The sequence below is a fragment of the Chryseobacterium sp. Marseille-Q8038 genome, from assembly GCF_965111995.1.
The window spans coordinates 742061-755059 of record NZ_CBCOPN010000001.1; the positions used below are offsets into that span (position 1 = coordinate 742061).

The window sequence follows — 12999 nt, forward strand, 5'->3', positions numbered from 1 at the left end:
AGCTCAATTATTTAACAACAAAAACAATATTGATAAATGAACAGTCTGTGGCTGCAGCTTTTACATCATAAGTCATCACACCGTCATCAGAAATTGAGATATTACTGAACACATTAGGATCAGCATCAGTTACATAATAGTAAAGATCTTTACTAGATGGGAAAAACGGGATTGAAGCTGGAGCACTGGTGCTTTTTGCTTTTGGAGATCCGAACTGGGTTTTATAAAGGGTATATAAATCTTTCGTTCGGCCAGTGGCATTACTTGATGTATCAAAAGAAACACTAGGCATGTAAAACATTTTTACAGCATTATTACTAATGCAAAGCCAATCAGGTTTTGTAGGAGTACCAATATTCTGGCTTAAGCATTTTCTATCCGTATCATAGATAAGAAGTGAGTTGGCTGGATTGGTAATGGCGTCTCTTTTTGCTGTAGTAAGTCTTGGGATCAGCATTCCTTTATTTTGACTGTAAACATCCAGGATTGCACTTTCGTCAGGCATGGCTGTGTTAATCCCTACTTGGGCGAATGATAACGAACTTACTAAAACGAATGGTAGAAATAATTTTTTAATCATGATGTTCTTAATAATTTTTATCTGTGTATTTTATGTTTTTTTTTGATGGTTATGTTTTTAGAAAAGTCCTTTCTGATGGCTTAATTCCGTAAGGAAAATAAGTGTCTCTAACAATTCATTTGGCTCATGAAATGTAGAATGTCGTAGCATGGCATGAGGAGACTTTTGCTCCAAAAGCCAATAGCAGATGTTACAAGTATGCCCATCCATGAGCATTCTATGTCTAATCTGAAATAGTCGGAAAAATAAATTGAATTATGTAGCTGTAATAGCCATTAAATAAGTAAGATTCATATTCCCTCGTGTTTTATGCAAATGTACAAAGAAATATTGATAAGATTATGTTTATAGAATTAATTCTAGTTTTCTATTAATAATTAATAAGTTTTAATTTAAATTTTTACACAATTGATAAACTAACAATATTGTTTTTATTGTGTAAATTTTTATGTTTTATTAAGGAATTCTAAAAATTAAATTTATAAAAGTATTATTATTTTTGAAAACATTACAAACATCAAATTTCTTAGATAAAGAATTGAAAAAGAGCTTATTTTGAAAAATTTTCCAGTGCGTTTTCTAATTGATCAACGAAATTGATGTGTTTGGTCTTATTGCTTTCAAAAATGAAATCTCTCATGCTTTTACTTTCATATTTGCTAAAGTCACCTACTATAGCCAAACCTATACGATAGTTTGAGAATTTTTGGAGAATTTCTCCCGCTATTCTGGTCTTTAAATCGAAGAATTCAGGGGTAATGTTTTTTTCATAAAGAATAACTTTATCAAAACCCTGGTAATAGATATTTCCCATAAGATCCAGCCCATCCTGTGCGGATTGGATAATCATATCATCAGAAATTATTTCTGCGATTTTTATATTGTTGATTTCGTGTGATTGAATAGTCATGTTTACCGTATTGCTTTTTTTATATCATGTAAAAAATTACCTAGTGGAAATGCTTCTCCCTGATTGGTAAGAGCAATAATACAGGTGTTATGCTGTAAATCTCTCCATAATAAAGCTTTAAAACCATTTAAACCACCGGTATGCATCGCTGAAATTTTCCCATTGTTATTCTCTATGAACCATGCGAATCCATAATCAGATATTTTGCCGTCAGATAATGGAAAAGTAGAATACATCGCCTGGGTATTTTCTTTATTAATCAAAGTATAATTTCGTAAAGCCTGATCAAATTGATAAAGATCTTCAGGAGTAGAGTAGATCCCGCCGTCACCCGTTGTTAAAATCGAATAGTCATCAGGTTTCTTCTCTTTATTATATCCTGAGGCTCTATTCTGAATAACCGTACCAGCTTCATATACATAGGTATGATGCATTTTTAAAGGAGTAATAATATGCTCATTGATAAAAGTACTGTAAGACTTTCCGGAAGCCTTTTCAATAATACAGGAGAGGATTATATACCCAGTATTGCTGTACTTAAACTTGCTGTTGGGAACAAAATCAAGATTTTTACCACTGAACAGCCAGTTAATCACCTCCTGATTGGTTAATTCCTTTTTAGAAAACAGATTTTCATAATCCCTAATTCCTGAAGTATGATGCAAAAGCTGTCTGATAGTAATGTTTTTAGCATATTCAGGAAGTGTAATGAACCGGGAAGCTTTGTCATCCAGTTTCAATGCCCCTTTTTGCTCTAGCATGAGAATAGCAGCAGCCGTAAAAGGTTTACTGAGAGATGCAATATAGAACGAAGTATTTTTATCTGCTTTCAGTCCTTTTTCAATATTGCGGAATCCCAGAGCCGTATCACAAACAATCTGGCCGTTTTTTATAATCAGAACAGAACCGTTGAATTCTCCTTTGCGGTAATATTCACTCACAATATCCTGAGGATGCTGTTTGCAGGATATCAACTGTATAATCAGTGAAATAGCGATGAAGAAGTTCCATATCAAAGTTTTCATAGGTTAGGTGTATGGCAGCAAAATTACTTATTTCCTTCCATAAATAAACCTGTCATTTTCGGATAAATCCTTCAATAATTGAGCGTTAGAGAAATATTGATACAGTTCCAGGGTTTCAGGCCCCAGTTTCTGATTGATTTCTAAAAACAGCAGTCCTTCGTCTTTCAGATATTTTTTAGCATCTTCCGCAATCTTCCTGTAAAAGATCAAAGCATCTGCAGTAGGGGAGAAAAGGGCCATTTTAGGTTCAAATTCTTTCACGGAATCGGCAATTTCAATCTCCTCTTCAATCCCGATATAGGGAGGATTCGAAATAATAATATCATAACTTTCAGCCAGCTCAAAATTGAGATAATCGGCGTGAATGAAATTGATATCTAATTGGTGATATTCGGCATTCCTTTGAGCTGTTTCCAGTGCTTTTTCAGAAAAATCAATGGATGAAACATGAGCCTCAGGAAAATACTTCTTTAACACCAACGGAATGATTCCACTTCCGGTTCCTATGTCTAAAATCTTTAAACTTTGAACGTCAAACTTTAAACCTTGAATTTCTCTGATCGCGATCTCCAGCAATTCTTCTGTTTCAGGACGGGGAATCAGTACATTTTCATCCACAAGGATTTTCATCCCATAGAATTCTGTTTCACCCAATATCTGCTGATAAGGTCTTCCTGTTTTAAGTTCTGCAACGAGATCACAAAGCTTTTTTTCATCATCCATCAAAAGTTCCTGTTCGGAAGATCTTCTTTGCTGGAAATTATCAAAACCTACAATCTGATGAATGAACAAAGACGATAAAAACACACTTTCCGACTCAGTATAAAGGCCGGAAAGTTCTGTTTTGAAATATTTTTTAAATGCTGAAATTGTCATTTATCTTGTAAAAACCAGTTTTGTATCCGTTGACTTCTCTTCATCAATTCTGTATCCTTCATAATTAAAGGCTTTTACATCCTCCAGTGTCTTTGCATTGGTTTCAGCACAGAACCTCACCAAAAGACCTCTTGCATGCTTGGTATACACCACAATGGTTTTCAGTTTTCCTTCTTTTAATTCGTAAAAATCAAAATCTATTACAGTATGGTTCAGCTTCTTTCTGTCGATTACTTTTCCATACTCATTGCTGGCAAGGTGAAGGAGTATTTCTCCTTTTTTCATCTCAGAATTTAATTGTTCTGTAATTTTTTCTCTCCAGAATTCATACAGATTATTGTATTGCTCAAATTTAAATGGGCGTCCCATTTCCAGTCTGTAAAGCATTACTTTATCAGATGGTTTCAGCAAACCGTAAAGTCCGGAAAGCATTCTGTAGTTTTTCTGCAGGTAATCTACAGCATTTTTATCCAGCGTTTTGGCATCCAGCCCTCTATAAACCTCTCCTGTAAAAGCAAACATGGCAGGAGCAGATTCTTTTGCAGTAGGTTTAGATTTCCATTTTTGGTTTCTTTCCCAGTTTTCATCAGCCAGCTTGGATGATATTTCCATCAGTTCGGAAAGATATTTTGGTGATTTTTCTTTTAAATAAGATTGAATGAATGCTGCATCTTCAATGAATTTCGGAGTAGTGGTTCTCAACAGGTCTGTTGAATTTTCTACATTCATGAGTTTTGCAGGGGATGTTATAATTTTCATAATGTTAAAATACAGATAAGTGTTTAATATCCATAAAATTCATGATCATCATTGCTATAAAGTCAATCATAAAATGACAGATCATCAGAATTTTAATATTTGAATAGCGTTTATAAAATATAGCAAACACAATTCCAATAAAGAAAGGCCCGAGAACCTGGCTTATGGTACCGTAAGTGCTGTGCAATATTCCAAATAAAACAGCTGAAATAATAATTCCTATTGCCGGATTGTTATACATTTTTTCAATCCTGGGCTGTAGGTAACCCCGCATCAGGAATTCTTCTACAATAGCAGCTGTAAGACAGGTAAAAATAATTAAAAAATAATTGTTTCTAAAAATGGGTATGAGATTAAGAAGCTTGGTACTTACTTTTTCTTCTATAACGAACATCATGAAGGTATTCAGAATGGCTCCCCCAAGAATGCAGATAAAATATAAGATCAGCGCTGCTTTACAATAAAATGCTGCCGAATATTTTTTTTCTTCTTTAAGTAAAAAAGGACCTTTCTCTACAAAAATGCTGTACAGAAACACTATAATGAGAATGACCCATAACAGAATTCTGCTGAGAAAAAAATGATCTGCAGTAATTTTACCCATTCCTGTTATCAAAGTGATCAGCGGATTGGAATAAAGCATTGCTGCAGCTAAAAGAATAAAAGTGAGTAAAATTCCTATAGAATATTTCCCATTAAAACGCATAATCTAACCTGTCAACTGTCAACTTTGAAACTGAAATTCTATAAAATAATCCCTTTTCCCTGACGGATAATCTCCGGCTCTCCCGAAGTAAGGTCTACAATAGTGGAAGCCACATTATCCCCATACCCTGAATCAATGACAATGTCTACCAAATGATCATATTTTTCTGCAATGAGTTCAGGATCGGTAGAATATTCAAGGATTTCATCATCATCTTTAATGGAAGTAGAAGCAATAGGGTGTCCCAGTTTTTCAACAATAAGCTGTGGAATGGGATGGTCAGGAACACGAATACCGATGGTCTTATGACCTTTATAGGCTAAAGGTAAACTTTTATTCGCTTCAAGAATGAAAGTGAACGGTCCCGGAAGGTGACTTTTCAGAAATCTGAAAACCGAAGTATCAATAGGTCTTGTAAAGTCGGAAAGATGGCTTAGATCATTACAGATAATTGAGAATTTTGACTTCTCAAGCTTCATTTTTTTGAGCTGAGCCAGTTTTTCCATGGCTTTTATATCAAAAATATTACAGCCTAAAGCATAAATCGTATCAGAAGGATAGATAATCAGCCCGCCATTTTTTAAAGTTTTAATAACCTCATTCACAAGATTTTCCTGTGGGTTGTCCGGATAAATTTTTAATATTTTTGCCATAAAACAAAGATACAAATAATAAAATAGTTTTCATAAAAGTCCTTTATTTAAAAGAAAAATTAGGATTTGTGAAAAATATTCGTACCTTTGCAATCCAATATCGCGGGATGGAGCAGTAGGTAGCTCGTCGGGCTCATAACCCGAAGGTCATCGGTTCGAGTCCGGTTCCCGCTACTAAGTAAGTGTTTTCGGTAAACACTCTAAAAATACACCGCGGGATGGAGCAGTAGGTAGCTCGTCGGGCTCATAACCCGAAGGTCATCGGTTCGAGTCCGGTTCCCGCTACTAAGCAAGTGCTTTCGGTAAGCACTCTAAAAATACACCGCGGGATGGAGCAGTAGGTAGCTCGTCGGGCTCATAACCCGAAGGTCATCGGTTCGAGTCCGGTTCCCGCTACTAAACTAAAATCGGTATAACGGCAGTTATACCGATTTTTTTATATCAGCAATTAATAATCTGCAAGATTGCATTATATTTTTGAAAAAAACCACCTTTAATAAGGTGCTTCTTACGTTGATATGGTATTAATTAACAAATATCATAAGTTGAATTTACAGCATATGCCAATTCTCTGATAAAGGCAGGGCTTCCATCTGCGTTATCTGATTGGAAAAAAACGGTATTAGTTGTTCCACAAGAATTAGTGTAAGCAACAGACCATGTTTGAAACATTAAAGCTAGTGCTTGTTTTTGTTCAATAGTTAATTCCTTAACTTCAATTGTTTTTTCATGTTTAATTTCTTGCTTTACTTCTTCTTTTTTAGTATTCGCAAATGTAAATGTTGATAGAGCTAATAAGCCCACGAAAATTAATTTTTTCATAGTAGAAATTTTTAAATTTAATGTTTTTTATTGTCGAAAAATTGTTAATCAAGAAAAGTATTCATCTTTTTAAGACGATCAGACATTGTTTTAGTTTTATCATTACCATTGGCATCCATAACCCTTAAGTTTCCATTGTACATAGACGGATTTTCTGTATAATTCTTTCTTGCTTCTAAAAACTGATCCTTAGATTTTGTTTTTACATCATTTCCATAATTCAAAGGTTCAATTATTTCATCAGATTTTTTTATATCTGTTGCGTAGATTTCAATAGTTTTATTTTTGTTATAAACTTCCAAAATCAAACCAGATAATCCTTTAAACCTGAATGGTCCGTCTTGAATTGTCACGTCATTAGTAAACCAAGCAAAGAATGTATTTCCCGTATCTGTTGTGGTCTTAGCAAGTCTTGATTTAAAGCCTTTAATGTCCTTAGTATCGTTTAAGATTTCCCATTTTAACTTTGGTTCTTCATAGGTGAAAATATATTTCCCAACAGGAAGCGATACAAGAAGATTTTCTTTAGATTTATATACACTTCCAACAGATTTGGGATATTTTGGAATGGCACCTGCAGTTGTACTGATTGTTTCTTTAGAAGTACCATTATAAAATGCCTTTGCTTCTCTACTAAAGTAAATTGATTCTACATTATTACATAGTAGTGTTGATGCGAAAATTGTCATTTTATCTTTATTTAAACTATCCGAAACTAATTTAGTTTCATAGTTTATTTCCATTATTGCTTTATTATTTTGAGCAGATAAAAAAGAAAGATTAACAATAAATAATGATGCTAATAATTTATTTTTCATAGATTTCATTTGTATTGTAATGATACTAAATTATATTGATCAATTAGTATGGGAATCCGTAATTTTGAAATGTTTTTTATTATGTTAAAAATATTGTCATATAAAATATGTAGCTGAGTACGATTTTACATTTGTTCACTCTTAGCAAACATTAATATTCAAACAAAGAGAAATTTTTCTTACTGATTGTCTGAACACTATGTTTTATGCAGGATGAATATGGAACAAATGTTTTTAATTTATGGAAAAAGCCCTATCTTTGTACTACAATATCGCGGGATGGAGCAGTAGGTAGCTCGTCGGGCTCATAACCCGAAGGTCATCGGTTCGAGTCCGGTTCCCGCTACTAAACGAGAGAAGCAATATAATATTGCTTCTCTTTTTATTTATTATCCAGTCATTGCGAACAAAGTGAAGCAATCTCAGGTCGGAATAATGTGAAGAGACAAACTTTTATAACTGAATTTACATTTTGGGTAAGACTCAAAGATTTTATTTTTGTAAAAATAAATAGGAAGAAAGATTATATGGTCAGTACTACTGATTTTTCCACAGCTTATATGCTTCTCTCATACAATGTCCGCAGGGACGATAGTTATTTTGTAAAGCTTCTTTTTCCTCTGTGAAGAAAACCCTGTTTTCTTTCTTCATTCTTTTTCCTGACCGGCAACTGAGTAATCCGTAGATTTTCAGTTTCATATTTCCCCCAAAACAAATTTCTCTGCAGTGTATTTTGCTTCTCAGGCTTTCAGGAGATATTTGAGAATGTTGAATCATAGCTCATGTATTGACTATTTAATAATTAACTGATTGCATCATGGAAGATAATTCCCAAAGCATAGCGGCTTCCTTCTCTGATTTCACTTACTCCATGTTTCATATTAACCCTGTAATATCCTTTGGCTCCTTTTTCTGGTTTAAATTGCGTTGTGAACATAAGGACATCTCCTTTTTTAGGCTTTAAAACAATAGCTTTTGACTGTGCTCTCGGAATCTGTTGGGTAAGCACAAACTCACCTCCTGTAAAATCTTTATCCGGTTCACTGAGCATTAACACGATTTGAATAGGAAAATACAGGTCTCCATATAAATCCTGATGCAGCGTATTAAATCCACCATTTCCATATTTTAAAATTAAGACGGTAGCTTTCTGTTGGCCATTGATATGACATTGATGTAAAAATTCCTGATGATTTAAGGGAAACTGAGTATCGATATGCAACGCTTTAAACCATGAATTGGCAATAGATGCCAGATGGGGATAGATCGTTGAACGTATGGTTTGAATAACTTCAGGTAATGGATAGTTAAAATATTTATATTCTCCCAAGCCGAAACGATGTCTGGCCATAATAACTGTTTTACGATAAAAAGGAGAGTGATCGTAGTTGGACTTTAATATTTCGCATTCATCTTCAGACAGTAGATGAGGAATAATGGCATACCCGTTTTGATGCATTGTTTCTGTAAGGTGCTGCCAGTCTGTGTTTTCGATTTTATGAATGATCTCTTTCATTGGTTTGATTTTATTCTGTAAAAATCTGGACTTGTTCAGCGTGATACAATCCGAAACGTGCGGTATTTATGGAATATGAATGTGGGAAACCCATATTAAATTTATCTGGACTATACTTTTAATAATATTCTGGATGATATCACTGGTCCTGTTTAAGGCTACTTTTGCCGTGTTAATAAAAATATATATAACGATGAATTACATTATTAAAAAGGCAAGTCTTGAGGATCTTGATGAAACGGCTGAATTGTTCAATCTCTATCGTGTTTTTTACAGACAGGAATCAGATGTGGAAAAAGGAAAGGCTTTTCTCAAAGAACGGTTTTTAAACAGTGAGTCTGATATTTTTCTTGCAGTAGCCGATGGAAAAGCAGTAGGTTTTGTACAGCTTTACAAATTATTCCATTATACTCAATTACAGAAGCAATGGCTTTTAAGTGATCTGTTTGTTCATCCTGATTACAGAGGGAAAGGACTTTCTGTAGCATTAGTTGATCGTAGTAAGCAGTGGTGCGAGGAAACAGGTGCATGCGGGCTGATGCTTGAAACAGAAAAAACGAATGATATCGGAAACACTTTGTACCCGCGTTGTGGATTTGAGTATGACGGACTGCATAACTACTACCACTGGTGGAAGCAAAGATAAAAGTAGTATTAGTTCTACAATTCTGAATATTTAATTCTACAGGTATTTTCAGCCAGCAGATGGCTATAATCCTATTTTTGTAAAGCTCTTACAGATCATGGGTAGGACAGTTGATCTGTAGAGTGCATGCAAAAAAATCTCTGCCAAATTTTCTACTTTTTCCCCAAGGGTTTTATGATTAGTACCACAAAACTGCTTTTTCCGGCGGAGATTTTTTGCTTTTGAATAAAAAAGAGAACTGCAAACTGCAGTTCTCTTTTTTATTTTTAAGTATGATTTAGATATTATTGAGCCAGTTGAGCGTAAGGAGTAAGCTTGTTGTCATCAGACATTGTCTGGCCTAAAAAGTCTCTTTTCTGATCAGCTTTCATTCTTCCTGCTGCATCATTTGCATTGAAATAAGCTTCATTTAATTTTGTAGCAATATCGGCAGGCTTAAATTCAAACTTTGTATCACCTTCAACTCCCAGATATCCGTTCTTTCTTGTAAGGTTGGTGATATAATTGTTGTAATTGATCATGGTACCTCTCATCATATTGTTATGATATTCCATACATTTTTTAGCTTTCTTGGAAGAATTGTTCAGGATACAGTTTTTCATATTGTTTCTGTATAAAAACCATTCAGATTCTAAAATACCATATTCTTTACCTAAAGCTATTTTTCCGTTGTTGACAATATTATTATCTCCTTCTTTAGTCGCAATAGTTTGAAGATGTTGAATTACCAATGGAACAGTAGCTTCGATTTTTGATTTCGTATCTTTTAGAATGCTGAGATCAGCAGCCGGAGAACCCTTCTTTTGTGCTGTAGTAACATTGAAAATAAGCAGTAATAGTACAATCAATAAATTATATCTTTTCATGAGAAATTTTTAAAGCACTAAAATAAATATAATTTCCCGGTTAAAACAAATACATTTTAATATTTATTTAATAAAATTTAACAAATCTATAATGTATAGTATCCATTGTTGTAAAAATGATGTGCTCAGGGTCTTTATCGAAGTGATTTTTGTAATTTAAATTGTTAATGTATAGTATTTCAGTTGCTTTTCGTTTAGAAATTTATTGAGGAGTTATATGATGATGATCTAAGTATAATAAGAAAAGCAATGAAGCAAAAGAATGAAAAAACACTACTATAGTGGTAGTAGTGTTTTTTTTTTAGTTATTTACTTGAAATAATGGGTGATTTTATCACTTTCAGGAACTACTTTAGAATCAAAGTACTCCAATAATTTTCCTTCAGGGCTGATCAGAAACTTATTGAAATTCCAGCTTATTTTCGCATCCATTACTCCGTTTTGAGATTTGTGGGTAAGATAATCAAATACAGGAGTGATTTTAGCACCTTTTACATCCACAGAAGTGGTAAGCGGAAAAGTTACTCCATAGTTCTTTTCACAGAAAGATTTGATTTCAACATTGTCGTGGAATTCCTGATCTGCAAAATTATCAGAAGGAAAGCCTACCACAACCAGTTTGTCACCATAATCTTTATACAGCTGTTCCAATCCTTTGTATTGAGGAGTGTAGCCACATTTGGATGCTGTATTTACAATAAGAATGTATTTCCCCTTGTACTCGGAAAAATCAATTTTTCCGCCATCTATGGACTCAATTTTAAAATCATAAATGGACTTTGCAGGTTTTGGACCTGTAGTGTCATCTGATGTAATAAATGATGAAAGGCTTATGATTCCTATAAGCACCATTCCGATAAAAAGTATTTTTTTCATTTAAAAAGATTTTAATATTAATTTATTAAACTTAGATTATTTATTGAATGTCATATTTCCTGTTTTTTACTTGATCATTTTACCGTTCTTCAAGCCATTGAAGAAAACGGGAAGCTTTGTCTTTGGTGACAAGAGGTTTTTCGGGAGTGGTAATTTTTAAACTAACCAGAAGTTTTCGCGAGAAATAATGTTCCACTTCAACAATGGCTGCAAAGTTAATCAGATATTGCCTGTTAATCCTAAAGAACTGAGTTCCTGAAACCAGTTGTCCTATCTCATCCAACGACTGAGAAATAGAATATTCTTTCTGATCAAGGGTCACCAGTACTGTATTTCCAAATTGGCTGTAAAAGCAGGCAATTCTGTCAACATGGATATTACTGTATTTATTGTTGGAGAAGACCAGGAAATTGGTTTTTCCTCTTCCCGTTGTCAGGTTATTCAGAATATCTTCCAGTTTCCGGTCGGGAGAAGGAGAATGCTGAAAGAAATTTTTAAGATTGTTGATCTTTTCAAAAGCTGACTGGATATCTTTTTTCTCAAAGGGTTTTAAAATATAATCGACTCCGTTACTTTTGAAGGCCTCTATAGCATATTCATCAAAAGCGGTACAGAAAATGACAGGAACTTTTATCCTGATCTGACTGAATATTTCAAAACAATTACCGTCTGCCAGCTGAATATCCATAAATATAACATCCGGAAGTTCAGAGCCAGAAAGATATTCAACGGCCATAGCAACGCTTTCAATATACTGTACTATGGTAGCCTCCGGCTGTACAGCGACGATCATTCGCCCCAGTGCCTTTGCGGTTTTTATCTCATCTTCTATTACTAAAACTTTCATGTACTATGGGTAATTTGACGGTGAAATTAGAATCATTCTGAAGTATAGTCAGCTCCTTTTCTGCAAAGTGCTTATAACGTTCTCTGATATTTTCAATTCCTATTCCTGCAGATTCCTGTGGAATATTCTTAGGCTGAAAATTGTTTTCAATGACAATATATTCAGGATCGCTGTATAATTTTATGATTAACGGATTAGCCAGTGATACAATATTATGCTTGATACAGTTTTCACACAGCAGCTGCAGCGTAAAAGGAGGAATATAGGAGTTTAATATCTCTTCCTGAATATCTATTTTAAATTCTATACCATCTTCAAATCTTGAGGTCAGAAGAAAAACATAGGCATCCAATATGGAGAGTTCCTTTTTTAAGGGAATGAGATCCATTTTTCTGTTATCTAAAGTAAAACGGTAGAAATCCGCCAGTCTGACCACAAAATCACCGGAACTTTCATCTTTTATATCAATCATAGATTTCAAGGTATTGAGACTGTTGAATAAAAAATGAGGATTAATCTGCTGTTTCAGCAGTTCGTATTGAGCATTCAGATTATCTGTCCGTATCTGTTCAAGCTCAAATTTAATCTGCTGAGAATTATAAGTCTGATACAAGAGATACAGAAACATATAAATGGTCAGATTGATCAGTACTCCCCGGAATTCATACATCAATACCATGGTGTTAAATCCATATTTCGGAAATATGATATGATGAATGAGTACTATTGCTGCCATCACCAGCACTCCGATGGATAAGCTGATCACCAGTTTTTTATTGAAAAATCGTGTTGATATATTCTGAATAGAAAACTTAGGCAGGCTATAGATATTAAAATACCATACAAACAGCGAGAATAAAAAGGATATGGAGAAATCTATCGTCAGCTCTCCCAATGTAATATGCATACGGAGTATTTTGGGTACCGAAGCCAGAATCCCCATAAAAAGAGCACTAAAGAGAATGATTCTCGGATCAATCCTGAATACCTTTCTTCCGTTTGTGTTTATATATTTTGCATAGATCATAAATAAAAATCAGGCAGTTAAGCTGTCACAAAGATACAAAAGCTAAATAACGGCACGGCAGCACATCCGTTA

Annotated in this window: 16 protein-coding genes and 4 tRNA genes; 5 read left to right on the forward strand and 15 right to left on the reverse strand. The window is 34.1% G+C overall.

Going from position 1 to position 12999, the window contains the following annotated elements; all coding sequences use genetic code 11:
- Positions 1–7 precede the first annotated feature (7 nt).
- The 7 genes from ACWPWS_RS03415 to ACWPWS_RS03445 all read right to left on the reverse strand — a co-directional run bounded on the left by ACWPWS_RS03415 (position 8) and on the right by ACWPWS_RS03445 (position 5509).
- Positions 8–580, reverse strand: a complete 573-nt coding sequence (locus tag ACWPWS_RS03415; protein WP_454045501.1) for a hypothetical protein — start codon at positions 578–580, stop codon at positions 8–10.
- 550 nt (positions 581–1130) lie between these two features.
- On the reverse strand, positions 1131–1490 hold the full coding sequence (locus ACWPWS_RS03420; RefSeq protein WP_209784173.1) for a DUF4180 domain-containing protein: 360 nt from the start codon (positions 1488–1490) through the stop codon (positions 1131–1133).
- Positions 1491–1492: 2 nt separating this feature from the next.
- On the reverse strand, positions 1493–2515 hold the full coding sequence (locus tag ACWPWS_RS03425; protein WP_454045502.1) for a serine hydrolase domain-containing protein: 1023 nt from the start codon (positions 2513–2515) through the stop codon (positions 1493–1495).
- Between the two features lie 27 nt (positions 2516–2542).
- Entirely contained in the window at positions 2543–3391 is an 849-nt protein-coding gene (prmC, locus tag ACWPWS_RS03430; RefSeq protein ID WP_454045503.1) for a peptide chain release factor N(5)-glutamine methyltransferase, read from the reverse strand.
- Positions 3392–4150, reverse strand: a complete 759-nt coding sequence (gene yaaA, locus ACWPWS_RS03435; RefSeq protein WP_454045504.1) for a peroxide stress protein YaaA — start codon at positions 4148–4150, stop codon at positions 3392–3394.
- Between the two features lie 4 nt (positions 4151–4154).
- Positions 4155–4856 (reverse strand): CPBP family intramembrane glutamic endopeptidase, encoded by a 702-nt coding sequence (locus tag ACWPWS_RS03440; RefSeq protein WP_454045505.1) that lies wholly within the window; start codon positions 4854–4856, stop codon positions 4155–4157.
- A gap of 38 nt (positions 4857–4894) precedes the next feature.
- Positions 4895–5509 carry an L-threonylcarbamoyladenylate synthase gene (locus ACWPWS_RS03445; protein WP_309513706.1) on the reverse strand — a complete coding sequence of 205 codons (615 nt, stop codon included), beginning with the start codon at positions 5507–5509 and terminating at the stop codon, positions 4895–4897.
- Between the two features lie 101 nt (positions 5510–5610).
- On the opposite strand from ACWPWS_RS03445, the gene ACWPWS_RS03450 reads away from it, so the two are divergent.
- The 3 genes from ACWPWS_RS03450 to ACWPWS_RS03460 all read left to right on the forward strand — a co-directional run bounded on the left by ACWPWS_RS03450 (position 5611) and on the right by ACWPWS_RS03460 (position 5905).
- Positions 5611–5683, forward strand: a tRNA-Met gene (locus tag ACWPWS_RS03450).
- Between the two features lie 38 nt (positions 5684–5721).
- Positions 5722–5794: transfer RNA gene (locus tag ACWPWS_RS03455), tRNA-Met, on the forward strand.
- A gap of 38 nt (positions 5795–5832) precedes the next feature.
- Positions 5833–5905 (forward strand) — tRNA-Met (locus tag ACWPWS_RS03460).
- Positions 5906–6037: 132 nt separating this feature from the next.
- Here ACWPWS_RS03460 and ACWPWS_RS03465 read toward each other — a convergent pair.
- Entirely contained in the window at positions 6038–6331 is a 294-nt protein-coding gene (locus ACWPWS_RS03465) for a hypothetical protein (protein WP_454045506.1), read from the reverse strand.
- A gap of 44 nt (positions 6332–6375) precedes the next feature.
- Entirely contained in the window at positions 6376–7149 is a 774-nt protein-coding gene (locus ACWPWS_RS03470; protein WP_454045507.1) for a GLPGLI family protein, read from the reverse strand.
- A gap of 273 nt (positions 7150–7422) precedes the next feature.
- Here ACWPWS_RS03470 and ACWPWS_RS03475 point away from each other — a divergent pair.
- A tRNA-Met gene (locus ACWPWS_RS03475) sits at positions 7423–7495 on the forward strand.
- A 191-nt stretch (positions 7496–7686) separates the two neighbouring features.
- On the opposite strand, the gene ACWPWS_RS03480 is transcribed toward ACWPWS_RS03475, so the two are convergent.
- Positions 7687–7926 carry an Ada metal-binding domain-containing protein gene (locus tag ACWPWS_RS03480; RefSeq protein WP_454045508.1) on the reverse strand — a complete coding sequence of 80 codons (240 nt, stop codon included), beginning with the start codon at positions 7924–7926 and terminating at the stop codon, positions 7687–7689.
- A gap of 25 nt (positions 7927–7951) precedes the next feature.
- The gene (locus ACWPWS_RS03485; RefSeq protein WP_454045509.1) at positions 7952–8665 is read right to left on the reverse strand and encodes a 2OG-Fe(II) oxygenase; all 714 of its coding nucleotides are present in this window, start codon (positions 8663–8665) and stop codon (positions 7952–7954) included.
- Positions 8666–8858: 193 nt separating this feature from the next.
- Here ACWPWS_RS03485 and ACWPWS_RS03490 point away from each other — a divergent pair, with 193 nt between their 5' ends.
- The gene (locus ACWPWS_RS03490) at positions 8859–9311 is read left to right on the forward strand and encodes a GNAT family N-acetyltransferase (protein ID WP_454045510.1); all 453 of its coding nucleotides are present in this window, start codon (positions 8859–8861) and stop codon (positions 9309–9311) included.
- A gap of 284 nt (positions 9312–9595) precedes the next feature.
- On the opposite strand, the gene ACWPWS_RS03495 is transcribed toward ACWPWS_RS03490, so the two are convergent.
- From ACWPWS_RS03495 to ACWPWS_RS03510, 4 genes are all read right to left on the reverse strand, one after another.
- Positions 9596–10177, reverse strand: a complete 582-nt coding sequence (locus tag ACWPWS_RS03495; protein WP_105682040.1) for a hypothetical protein — start codon at positions 10175–10177, stop codon at positions 9596–9598.
- 309 nt (positions 10178–10486) lie between these two features.
- Complete coding sequence (locus tag ACWPWS_RS03500) at positions 10487–11053, reverse strand: glutathione peroxidase (RefSeq protein ID WP_105682041.1); 567 nt, start codon at positions 11051–11053, stop codon at positions 10487–10489.
- 79 nt (positions 11054–11132) lie between these two features.
- On the reverse strand, positions 11133–11900 hold the full coding sequence (locus ACWPWS_RS03505; RefSeq protein ID WP_047383899.1) for a LytR/AlgR family response regulator transcription factor: 768 nt from the start codon (positions 11898–11900) through the stop codon (positions 11133–11135).
- Positions 11875–12927, reverse strand: coding sequence for a sensor histidine kinase (locus ACWPWS_RS03510; RefSeq protein WP_454045511.1), 1053 nt, complete (start codon positions 12925–12927; stop codon positions 11875–11877). Before ACWPWS_RS03510 ends, ACWPWS_RS03505 begins: the two co-directional genes overlap by 26 nt.
- Positions 12928–12999 lie beyond the last annotated feature (72 nt).